This window comes from Nonlabens sp. Asnod2-A12 (assembly GCF_045063745.1).
Taxonomy (GTDB): Bacteria; Bacteroidota; Bacteroidia; order Flavobacteriales; family Flavobacteriaceae; genus Nonlabens; species Nonlabens xylanidelens.
The window spans coordinates 1,901,275-1,912,923 of the sequence record NZ_JBEFOB010000003.1; the positions used below are offsets into that span (position 1 = coordinate 1,901,275).

Here is an 11,649-nt window from a genome sequence, read left to right on the forward strand (position 1 = left end):
TATCTTGATTAGTTTTGCTAGTTAATTATACGTTTCTCACTTTAACCTGATACATCACATTAGGTTCAGTTCCCACTTCTTCTAATAGGTGATACATACGGTCTTGTTGTTTCACTTTAAAAATCTCAGATTCCTTATCGTTGATATCACCGAAAGTAATCGCACCGCTTGAACAAGCATTAGAACATGCCGTAGCAAATTCACCATCTTTAATCATGCGACCGTCTTTCTTAGCTTCAAGAATAGTCATTTGAGTCATTTGCATACATAGAGAACATTTCTCCATTACACCACGACTTCTTACAGTAACATCTGGATTAATAACCATACGACCTAAATCGTTGTTCATATGATAATCAAACTCATCGTTACCATTATACAAGAACCAGTTAAATCTACGAACCTTGTAAGGACAGTTGTTTGCACAATAACGAGTACCTACACAACGGTTATAAGCCATGTGATTTTGACCCTGACGACCATGAGAAGATGCAGCCACAGGACATACAGTTTCACAAGGTGCGTGATTACAGTGCTGACACATCACTGGCTGGAAAGCCACTTGTGGATTATCAGCTGGGACTTCCAACTCTCCAAAACCACCTAACGAACCATTATCACCGAATAATCCATCGAAGCCATCTTTCTTAGCTTCATCTGCCTCAAAACTATCTTCAGAAGAGTAATATCTATCTATACGCAACCAGTGCATATCACGAGATTTTCTAACCTCAGTCTTACCAACAACAGGAACATTGTTCTCTGCATGACAAGCAATAACACAAGCACCACAACCAGTACATGCATTTAAATCGATAGACATATTGAAATGATGACCTACAGATCTATCAAAACTTTCCCAAAGATCTACATCTGGAGAAGTAACCGGAGTTTCAACATGGTTCAAAGAAACCTCAGGCATAGGATTGAAATTATCCTTATTACCAGTTCTATATGTTTCTAGATCGGTCTCACGTATAATATCGCGACCCATCATAGTGTTTTGTAATTGAGTACAAGCAAACTCATGTGTACCACCTGCATCCTTCACAGAAACAGTTTGTACTGCAACACCGTTCTTATAGAAAGGATATGCATTTACACCAGTCTGCATTTCTTCTTGAATAGCAGCTGTCTGCCCATAACCTAAAGCTATACCGATGGTTCCAGCAGCCTGTCCTGGTTGAATAAGAGCAGGTAATTTTCTTTGCACACCATCTAACGTTACCGTTACATATGTTCCATCAAGAGCACCGTTAGCTACATTTTCATTAACAACACCTACCTTCTCCGCATCTGCTTGAGAAATAGTTACGTAATTATCCCAAGTCGTTCTAGTAATAGGATCTGGTAATTCTTGTAACCATGGGTTATTTGCCATAACACCATCACCTAGACCAGTTTTAGTATATAAAGTAAGTTCATAGCCAGAAGGCTTCTTAGCGCTAGCCATAGCACTTAAAGCAGCAGAGTTACTTATCACTTCGCGCTCAACTTCCTCTTCAGAATCGTTAACTACAACAGATGTTTTATAAAAACCATCCTGTAATGATTGATTCCAACTAGAACCTGACGCTTTAGAAGTTTCTTTTAGGAAATCTTTAAAAGATTGAGAACTACCAGACCATTTTAATAAAGTGTCTTGTAATTGTCTTGTCTTAAAAATTGGATTTATAGTAGGCTGCGTTAAATACACATGCCCTTTCTTTATTTCAGTATCACCCCAAGACTCAAGGAAATGAGGAGTAGTAGCAACATAATTACACTTTTCAGCTGTTGCATTCATTGAAGAAGCAAAAGACACTCTAAGCGACACCTTTTCTAACGCTTTCGCGAAAGCGTCACTATCATTATAACTATATACAGGATCAACACCTGCTATAAAAATAGCACCTACCTTTCCTGCATTCATATCTTTAACCAAAGTATCAACAGACTTACGATTACCCTGACGAGTCATGATAGGAGAAACTGTATCAACTATAGTTGATCTTAGCGCTTCATTTATTGCAATAGTTAATTGATGTGCTGCTTGATCAGGAACACCACAAAGAACAACAGCCTTACTACCTGCGCGCTTAAGGCTAATAGCCGTTTGCTCAACAGATTTAGCAACTTTATCAGATAGAGAGACATTTGCCCCTCCACCTACTATTTTACTATATAATGCAGCAATGATATTTTTTTGCTCAGTAGGCGTTACAGGATAACGTCTATCAGCATTAGAACCAGATAAAGATAAGTTTGCCTCATATTGGATATGCTGAGACATTTTACCATTCTTAGGAACACGAGACTTTGCATACCCCTTATCAAATCCTCCACCTTGCCAGTCACCTACAAAATCAGCTCCTATAGAAACAATAGTCTCTGCATCCGTAAAATCATAATCAGCTAATGCTCTAGAGCCATATCTAGCTTCAAAAGCAGCAAGAGCAGCATCTTCACCTACAGCGTCATAAGTAACGACACGCACATTAGAATACTTAGCTTTTAACTGTGAAAAGATTTTATTCATTGATGGACTAGCAAAAGTTTGCGCTAACACAACTAGTTCTTTTCCATTCAAAGAGGACAGTTGATTTGCAACTTGCTTATCAAACTCTTCCCAATTAGATTCAACTCCTTTAATCATAGGAGTTTTCAATCTGTTATTATCATATAACGATAACACAGAAGCATGAACACGAGCATTTGCATGACCGCGATACATTGCATCTTTATTACTCTCTATCTTAATAGGTCGACCTTCACGAGTTTTAACCAATATACTAGCAAAATCATAACCATTTGCGATAGTTGTCGCATAATAATTAGCCATTCCAGGAATGATTTGCTCTGGTTGATTAACGTAAGGTACCGAGTATATTACTGGTCCTTCACATGCCGCAAGCGATGCTGCCGCAGTACTGAAACCAACATACTTTAGAAAATCACGTCGTGACGTGCTAGAAGACTCCATCGCCTCATCATTTCCTAAAAACTCATCAGAAGGAATAGGACTCGCAAACTCATTCTGCTCAAGATTTTTTACAATCTCATTGCTGTCATCAAGTTGCGCAGTGCTTTTCCAGTATTTCTTAGTAGTAGCCATAAATATCTAAAACTATGTTATTAATAGTGGCATTTACCACATTCAAGTCCTCCTAAATCTGCGATAGTCAACTGACGACCACCACGAGCTTCAGAAAGTTCTTTGTGAATTTGTTCATAATATCCGTTACCCTGAAGATCTACGTTAGTTTCACGGTGACAGTTGATACACCATCCCATAGTTAATGGTGAATATTGATACATCACTTCCATTTCTTCAACAGGACCGTGACAAGTCTGACAAGCTATCTTACCAGCAGTAACGTGTTGTGCATGATTAAAGTAAGCAAGATCTGGTAAGTTATGAATACGAACCCATCTTACAGGACTCTCTTCTCCTACAAACTTCTGCTCATCACTATCCCAACCTGTAGCTGCATATAGTTTCTGAATCTCCTTATTATAATCAATTCCATACTCATCTATACCTTCTTGATAAGTAGCATCTGCTACCTCACCGATAGACTTATGACAATTCATACAAACATTTAAAGAAGGTATACCAGAATGCTTAGACTCACGAGCACTAGAGTGACAATACTTACAATCTATCTCATTAGAACCAGCGTGTATTCTGTGAGAGTAATGAATAGGTTGTACCGGCGCATAACCTTGATCAACACCCACACTCATTAATGCACCATATGCAAAATAAGCACTAGCTAGCAACAAGAATACAGAAGTAACTAATACTAAAAACTGATTTTGAACAAACGCTTTCCAAATAGGAGTGCGCTCTTCTTCTTCAAATTCAGTCTGAATTCCATTTGCCTGAGCAAATCTCTTTAGCGTCTTATTTACTACTATCAACAACACTACTAACAGTAACAAAACCACCGCTAGCGCACCTAATATAATATTATTAGAGATTGAAGAACCACCAGCAGCAGAACCAGTACTAGCCGCATCAACAACTGGACCAGTAGGTTTAGGCTTCTCAGTATCTGTATAAGCAATGATGTTATCAATATCAGTATTAGAAAGCTGTGGAAAAGCATTCATGTTAGACTGATTATACTCGTTGTAAATAGCAACTGCTTCAGCATCTCCTGTAGCAATTAATGCCGTTGAGTTTTTAACCCAACTGTAAAGCCACTCTCTATCGTGACGCTGACTTACCTGAAAAAGCGCCGGACCGACGGCTTTTTTGTACAATTTGTGACACGATGCACAATTAGCTTTAAAAAGAGCCTCTCCTAAAGCAGCGTCTCCACCACTAGTAGCTTCTACAGGCGCCGCTGGCTCACCATCTGAGGTGGTAGCATCCTGTCCGTAAACACTAATAGAACCTAGTGTTACGAAAACAAACGCTAGCATGAACTGCCATGCGGAAAAATGTAATTTCCTATTTATCATCTCGCTTAATGAATATTACTATAACTTTGGCACAATAATTACGGTATTTTACCGTATCGTAAATGCTTCCGCAAAAATAGGTCATAAATCGTTTATTTTTGCCCGTGAATAAAATGAAGAAAATAATTTATAACTATTCTAAATAGATTCGCTTTCGCGAAAGCTAACAATAAGAGAACACACGCTATGTCTAGAAAAAAAATACAAATTTTAATGGTAAGCTTAACCATGTTCGGTGTTGCATTTCAAGGAATTGCACAAGAATCAAAGCAAATTGATAAGCAAAAATTGGATGCCTTAGTTTCTACAAAAATCGCCATGGACAAATCTGGTGACTTTAAAGAACACTATACCATACAAATTTTTTACGGTGAACGGAACAAAGCCATCGCCACAAAACGTCAATATGATGCCTTAGATCACAAATGGAAATCAGAATTAACATGGGAACACCCTTATCACAAAATATGTGTAGGAACTTACAGAAGCAGATTAGAAGCAGAAAGAGCACTAATTAAAATAAAAGAAAAATATTCCAATGCGCTTATCTTAAAACCATAAATCTACTGGAATAACTCTTTAATATTTGATAATTATTGTGAATTATCAAATATCAACTCAAAGCTTAATGATAATAATATCATTGAGCTTTTTTTTATTTATATCAATATATAAAAAATCAATTCACACAACAAAACCTCAAAAATCGGAACCAAATACGGTAAAATCAAAACACATCCTACAATCAACACCATCTCCCTTATCACTTATAAATTCTAAGCTTTAAAAGAATCCAGACAACGGAATAAAATTCTACATAACATATTTGAAACTAAACCAAAATTGGATTCGTACACATAACAATTAAAATACAAAACATCATTTTAAAGCGAAGCAGAAACATAACGCTAAACCATTCATCGGCCTTTTAAACAAGCAAAGCTCAATTTCTATTGCAACCACAATACAACCACCAATTGGAGTAGTTTAGTAAAACAGAAACAACATGAATCTAACTATACAAGAAAATCAATAACCCTCTGTAAAACCAAAACCACAAACTCCAACGGCTTATCAAACAAACAGATTTGACATTCAATTCAACATTTTGAAAATTTAAAACCCTGAAAAAATATTTACCTCGGAACAAGATGAACAATGCAATCTTTCAATAACAAGTTAACTTTACAAAAACTTCCAATTAGTCATTTAGATAACTAAATAGGCTCGAGAAGAATCTTACCGTTTGATTTTTCAAACTAACTTAACACATAAAAAAAGCGCCTTCATTTTCATGAAGGCGCTTTTTATTTATTAAGGTATAACTTATTATTTCAAAGTTTTCTTTACCTCTACTTCATGGAAGGATTCTAAAACATCACCCTCTTGCAAGTCATTATAGTTCTTAATCTGCATACCACATTCATAACCTTTAGCAACTTCTTTAACGTCATCTTTGAAACGCTTAAGAGCAACTAGTTCTCCTGTGTAAACAACTACTCCATCTCTAATCAATCTTACACCACCATTTCTAAATATCTTACCGTCTGTAACCATACATCCTGCAATGGTACCAACTTTAGATATTTTAAATGTCTGTCTAACTTCTGCATTACCAGTAATCTCTTCTTTAAGCTCTGGAGATAGCATTCCTTCCATCGCGTCCTTAAGATCATTGATCGCATCGTATATAATTGAATAAGTACGGATATCTACTTCTTCTCTATCTGCAACAACTCTTGCATTACCTTGTGGTCGTACATTAAATCCGATTATTATCGCATCAGATGCAGTCGCAAGTAACACATCGCTTTCAGTAATTGCACCTACAGCCTTGTGTATGATATTCACCTGAATTTCTTCAGTTGATAATTTCTGGAATGAATCAGTTAACGCCTCTACAGATCCATCAACATCACCTTTAAGGATCAAGTTAAGCTCTTTAAAGTCTCCTAACGCAATACGACGACCGATTTCATCAAGAGATAATGTCTTCTGAGTACGAACAGATTGCTCACGTTGTAATTGTGTACGTTTTGCCGCTATAGATTTAGCTTCACGCTCATCTTGGAATACGTTAAACTTATCACCAGCTTGTGGAGCACCATCTAAACCTAATATAGAAACAGGAGTAGAAGGACCAGCTTCTTGAACATCATGACCACGCTCATCTTGCATCGCCTTAATCTTACCATGTCTAGGACCAGCAAGAACATAATCTCCTACTTTTAATGTACCAGCTTGAACAAGTATAGTAGAAACATATCCACGACCTTTATCAAGGAACGCCTCGACTACTGTACCAGTTGCCGGCTTGTCAGGATTAGCTTTTAAATCTAGTAACTCAGCCTCAAGTAAAACTTTTTCAAGTAATTCTTTAACACCTGTACCTACTTTTGCAGAGATATCATGAGATTGAATTTTACCACCCCAATCTTCTACAAGTAAATTCATTTGCGCAAGACCTTCTTTTATCTTTTCAGGATTAGCGTGTGGCTTATCGATCTTGTTAATTGCAAATACTATAGGTACTCCAGCTGCTTGCGCGTGAGAAATAGCCTCTTTAGTCTGCGGCATGATATCATCATCTGCTGCAGCAACAATAATTGCAATATCAGTAACTTGAGCACCACGAGCACGCATCGCTGTAAAAGCTTCGTGACCAGGCGTATCTAAAAATGCTATTTTCTGACCATTTTCAAGCTCAACACCATAAGCACCAATATGCTGTGTGATACCACCACTCTCGCCAGCAATAACATTTTCTTTTCTAATATAATCTAGAAGAGATGTTTTACCATGATCTACGTGACCCATTACAGTAACGATAGGAGCACGAGAAACTAAATCTTCTTCATTGTCTAAAACTTCAGCAACACTCTCTTCAATATCAGCGTTTACAAACTCTACATCAAAGCCAAACTCTTCAGCCACGATAGACATCGTTTCAGCATCAAGTCTTTGATTCATCGTTACCATCATCCCTAGAGACATACATGCACCGATAACTTTATTTACAGGAACATCCATCATAATAGAAAGATCACTTACAGTAACAAATTCCGTTACTTGTAATGACTTATCCTCTGCTTGAGCTTGCTCTGCAGCATCAACTTTATCACGGTGACTTTCTCTCTTATCTCTACGGTATCTAGCCGCTTTAGATTTAGAAGACTTACCTTGTAATTTCTCAAGAGTCTCCCTTACCTGCTTTTGAATTTCTTCATCAGTAGGCTCTTCTTTAACAATATTTTTACGACCAGTGTTATTATTGTTACCACCACGTCTATTATTAGAGCGATTACCACCTCCAGAACCTCCAGGTTTTGAAATACGCTTACGTTTACCTCTATTAGTATCTGCAGCTTTTTTCTTCGGCTTAGCAAATTGAGAAAGGTCAATTTTTTTACCAGTAACCTTAAGACCACCTAATTTCTTATACTCAGTCTTAATAACTTCTGGCTCAGAATTAACCACAGGCTCAGCTGCTTCAGTCTTAGAACCATCAACAGACTTAGTAGCAGGTTTAGGCTGCTTAGCCTCTTTAGCTACTTCTTCTACTTTAGATTTTGCTTTAGGCGCAACAGCTTCTACCTTAGGCTTAGCTTCTTTTTTAGAAACCTCAACCTTTTTTGCAGCCTCTGGCTTCTTTTTAGGTTTAGATCTCTTATTTGCATCTAAATCGATTTTACCTTTTAAGGTAGTACCCATTGCTTTAGGTCTATTAGAAACCTGTGTGATTTCTTTAGACTCTTCAGAATCGGTTTTTTCTTTGGGAGGAGCAACAGTAGTTTTCTCAACCTTAGGAGACTCTTCCTTAACAACAGCTTCAGAAGCCTTTTCAGGCTCTTTAGTTGACTTTTCTGCTTTCTTACCAGCATCCAGATCAACTTTACCTACTTGTTTAGGACCACCTATAGAAGCCTTAGCTTTTATAACCTCTTGTTGTCTCTTTTGTTTTTCCTCAAGTTCTTTTTCTCGCTGCAATCGCAATTCTTCTTGTTCCTTGCGACGTTCAGCACCTACTTCCTTTGAGGCTACTTTTTTGCTCTTGTCAGTTTGAAACTCATCAGCAAGTGCTTTATAGACGCTAGCATCTATTTTTGTGGTAGGGCGAGCCTCTATCTCAATTCCTTTAGAATTAAGATACTCCACAGCACGGTCTAGAGAAATATTAAATTCTCTTAGAACTTTGTTGAGTCTCATGTTTTTTACTTCGGCCATAAAATGGTTCAGGATTGACTTTAATTTCTAATCTAATCTTCAAATTCTGCTCTCAGGATTCTAACTACGTCTAAAACGGTTTCCTCCTCAAGATCTGTACGTTTTATTAAGTCAGCAACGTCTTGCTCTAGAACACTTTTGGCAGTGTCCAATCCTATCTTACTTAATTCTTCAATAACCCATCCATCGATAACATCGGTGAACTCAGTTAATTCCACATCTTCTTCAGCACCTTCTCTAATCACATCAATATCATAACCAGTTAACTTACCGGCTAATCTAATGTTATGACCTCTTCGACCTATTGCTTTAGAAACCTCTTCAGGACTCAAACGCACTTCAGCTTTCTTTGTCTCCTCATTGATTACCATTGAGACAATCTTTGCAGGACTTAATGCTCTAGCAATATAAAGTTGTGTATTTGTTGTAAAGTTAATTACATCAATGTTTTCATTTCCTAATTCACGAACTATTCCATGAATACGAGAACCTTTCACACCTACACAAGCACCTACAGGATCTATACGATCATCATAACTATCCACAGCAACCTTAGCTTTCTCACCTGGCTCCCTAACAACAGCTTTTACCGATATAACACCGTCAAAAACTTCTGGAATCTCTTGTTCAAAAAGCTTCTCTAAAAACTTAGGAGAGGTTCTTGATAATATGATATTAGGCTTATTACCCCTTAACTCTACACTTTCTATAACGCCACGCACGTTTTCACCCTTTCTAAAGAAGTCAGATGGAATCTGTCTATCTTTAGGCATGATAATTTCATTACCATCGTCATCTAACAATATAATTGCTCTATGTCTTATATGATGAACTTCAGCACTATAAAGTTGACCTTCTAATTCTTTAAAATGTTTAAAGACATTAGTATTATCATGTTCATGAATCTTAGCAATAAGATTTTGTCTTAAAGCAAGAATAGCTCTACGTCCTAATTGAATAAGCTTTACTTCTTCTGCAACGTCCTCACCAACCTCATAATCAGGCTCGATTTTCTGAGCTTCTGTTAATGAAATCTCAGAATTATCATCTTCAACTTCATCATCAGCCACAACAACACGATTACGCCATATCTCTAAATCCCCTTTATCAGGATTGATAATAATATCAAAGTTGTCATCTTCACCATACTTTCTTTTTAAAGCGGCTCTAAACACATCTTCTAAGATCGCCATCAACGTGACACGATCTATCATTTTATCATCTTTAAACTCAGAAAAAGACTCGATCAATGCGAGATTTTCCATACTACTTCTTAATTAAATTTTATAACAACTTTTGCTTGCTTCACGTCTTCATAGTTCAAAGTCCACTCTTTTTCAACAGTAACTTTCCCTTTACCTATCGGTTTAGGCTCACGAGCTTTCCATGTAATAGTAACTTCTTCCTCATCTGCCTTTTTTAACAAACCAGTTTCAGTTCTCTTCTCTCTATCCGTTATTTGAATATCTCTACCGATATTTTTAACAAACTGCCTAGGAGAACTTAAAGGAGAAGAAGCACCTGCACTTAGAACTTCTATAGAAAAATCATATTCTTCTCGATCTAAATTATGCTCTACCGCTCTAGAAAAAAACATACAATCAGACAGTTTTACACCATCATCGCCATCTATAATGACTTTGATCTCGTTCCCAGCACCCATTTTGAAATCAATCAAAAAGATATCTGGACGCTCTTCAAACGCTTCGTTTAATAATTTTTCTACTTTATCTTTCAACATATTTATAAAAAGAGGGGACTCTAGTCCCCTCATACTTGTTTAAATACTTTGCAAATATACTGTTTTTTTAAGCATTTCCAAAGCCTTAAAAAACAGAGTGATAAACATGCTATTTTTTTGTATCTTTAAGTGATATAAAAAACAACCATTATGAAAAAGATCATCGTACCCACAGACTTCTCTATACAGGCAGAAAACGCACTTAGAGTAGCAGCTGACATAGCCCGAGAGAATAACGGAGAATTATTTTTACTTCACCTATTAGACCTACCACTACACCTTGCAAATAACGGTAGCTCAAACTTACCAGAGGCTGTATTTTTCATGAAGCTTGCCAAAGAAAAATTTGATAACCTACTAAATGCAGACTTTCTAGAAGGCGTTACCATTCATGGTGACGTGGAAACAGGAGGCGCATTCAGTGGAATTATGGATACCGTAAAAAGACACAGTGCAGACCTTATAGTAATGGGTAGTCATGGTGCTGACGGTATAAAAAATATGTTCTTAGGCTCTAATGCAGAAAAAGTAGTACGCAATTCCGAAGTCCCAGTTCTTGTCGTAAAAGACAGAAAAAACAGACTAGATGTGAATGAATTTGTATTTGCAACAGATCTAGATCCCAAATCTACTAGCGCGTTAAAAGAGGCAGCAACATTTGCTGCAAAGACTAAATGTAACCTCCATTTATTATATGTAAACACTCCATCTCAATTTCTAAGCACTAGACAGGCAGAAGAAAAGGTTACTAAATACCTAAAAGATGTAAACGTTCAACCTGCTGACTATGTTATATATAATGACAACTCTGTAGAAGAAGGTGTATTTAACTACACTAAAGACGTAAAAGGAGACTTAATAGGTATGGCAACTCATGGTCGCCGCGGACTCTCACATTTTTTCAACGGCAGCGTTAGTGAAGACATCGTAAACCACTCTAGCCTACCTGTAGTTACGTTTAGAATTAAGTAGCATTTCGCTTTCGCGAAAGCGAAACTATTAAAACTAAAAAATCCTGATTCAATTAAGAATCAGGATTTACTTGTTGTCCCACAAGGACTCGAACCTTGAATGACGGTACCAAAAACCGGAGTGTTACCATTACACCATGGGACAAAATCGAGTGCAAATTTATAACATTTCTTAAATCTTGCAAAAAAAAATCATGAAAATTTAAATTAATCTTCCGATAGGATATATCAAATCTCTTGAACAGCCCATAATTATTAGAAAAA

7 protein-coding genes and 1 tRNA gene are annotated in these 11,649 nt (G+C 36.9%); 2 read left to right on the forward strand and 6 right to left on the reverse strand.

The features are described from left to right. Positions 1-25: 25 nt before the first annotated feature. Together ACJJVJ_RS08715 and ACJJVJ_RS08720 are read right to left on the reverse strand one after the other, a co-directional pair. Complete coding sequence (locus ACJJVJ_RS08715; RefSeq protein ID WP_405369904.1) at positions 26-3,094, reverse strand: TAT-variant-translocated molybdopterin oxidoreductase; 3,069 nt, start codon at positions 3,092-3,094, stop codon at positions 26-28. A 20-nt stretch (positions 3,095-3,114) separates the two neighbouring features. Then, complete coding sequence (locus tag ACJJVJ_RS08720) at positions 3,115-4,410, reverse strand: c-type cytochrome (protein ID WP_405369905.1); 1,296 nt, start codon at positions 4,408-4,410, stop codon at positions 3,115-3,117. 225 nt (positions 4,411-4,635) lie between these two features. On the opposite strand from ACJJVJ_RS08720, the gene ACJJVJ_RS08725 reads away from it, so the two are divergent. Then, positions 4,636-5,010 (forward strand): SPOR domain-containing protein, encoded by a 375-nt coding sequence (locus tag ACJJVJ_RS08725; RefSeq protein ID WP_245890618.1) that lies wholly within the window; start codon positions 4,636-4,638, stop codon positions 5,008-5,010. A 768-nt stretch (positions 5,011-5,778) separates the two neighbouring features. Here the strand turns inward: ACJJVJ_RS08725 and infB are convergent. The 3 genes from infB to rimP are packed head-to-tail and all read right to left on the reverse strand — an operon-like array spanning position 5,779 to position 10,414. Then, entirely contained in the window at positions 5,779-8,673 is a 2,895-nt protein-coding gene (gene infB / locus ACJJVJ_RS08730) for a translation initiation factor IF-2 (RefSeq protein WP_104514476.1), read from the reverse strand. A 32-nt stretch (positions 8,674-8,705) separates the two neighbouring features. Continuing rightward, on the reverse strand, positions 8,706-9,938 hold the full coding sequence (nusA, locus tag ACJJVJ_RS08735) for a transcription termination factor NusA (RefSeq protein WP_104514475.1): 1,233 nt from the start codon (positions 9,936-9,938) through the stop codon (positions 8,706-8,708). A gap of 8 nt (positions 9,939-9,946) precedes the next feature. Beyond that, positions 9,947-10,414, reverse strand: a complete 468-nt coding sequence (gene rimP / locus ACJJVJ_RS08740) for a ribosome assembly cofactor RimP (protein WP_104514735.1) — start codon at positions 10,412-10,414, stop codon at positions 9,947-9,949. Between the two features lie 150 nt (positions 10,415-10,564). Between rimP and ACJJVJ_RS08745 the strand changes: the two genes are divergently transcribed. After that, entirely contained in the window at positions 10,565-11,386 is an 822-nt protein-coding gene (locus ACJJVJ_RS08745) for a universal stress protein (RefSeq protein ID WP_405369906.1), read from the forward strand. Positions 11,387-11,459: 73 nt separating this feature from the next. Here the strand turns inward: ACJJVJ_RS08745 and ACJJVJ_RS08750 are convergent. Then, a tRNA-Gln gene (locus tag ACJJVJ_RS08750) sits at positions 11,460-11,530 on the reverse strand. Positions 11,531-11,649: the final 119 nt, after the last annotated feature.

Excerpts from the sequence above, each read along its gene's own strand:
- rimP (WP_104514735.1), bottom strand. The coding sequence starts at position 10,414 with ATGTTGAAAGATAAAGTAGAAAAATTATTAAACGAAGCGTTTGAAGAG.
- ACJJVJ_RS08715 (WP_405369904.1), bottom strand. The coding sequence starts at position 3,094 with ATGGCTACTACTAAGAAATACTGGAAAAGCACTGCGCAACTTGATGAC.
- ACJJVJ_RS08725 (WP_245890618.1), top strand. The coding sequence starts at position 4,636 with ATGTCTAGAAAAAAAATACAAATTTTAATGGTAAGCTTAACCATGTTC.
- ACJJVJ_RS08720 (WP_405369905.1), bottom strand. The coding sequence starts at position 4,410 with ATGCTAGCGTTTGTTTTCGTAACACTAGGTTCTATTAGTGTTTACGGA.
- nusA (WP_104514475.1), bottom strand. The coding sequence starts at position 9,938 with ATGGAAAATCTCGCATTGATCGAGTCTTTTTCTGAGTTTAAAGATGAT.
- infB (WP_104514476.1), bottom strand. The coding sequence starts at position 8,673 with ATGGCCGAAGTAAAAAACATGAGACTCAACAAAGTTCTAAGAGAATTT.
- ACJJVJ_RS08745 (WP_405369906.1), top strand. The coding sequence starts at position 10,565 with ATGAAAAAGATCATCGTACCCACAGACTTCTCTATACAGGCAGAAAAC.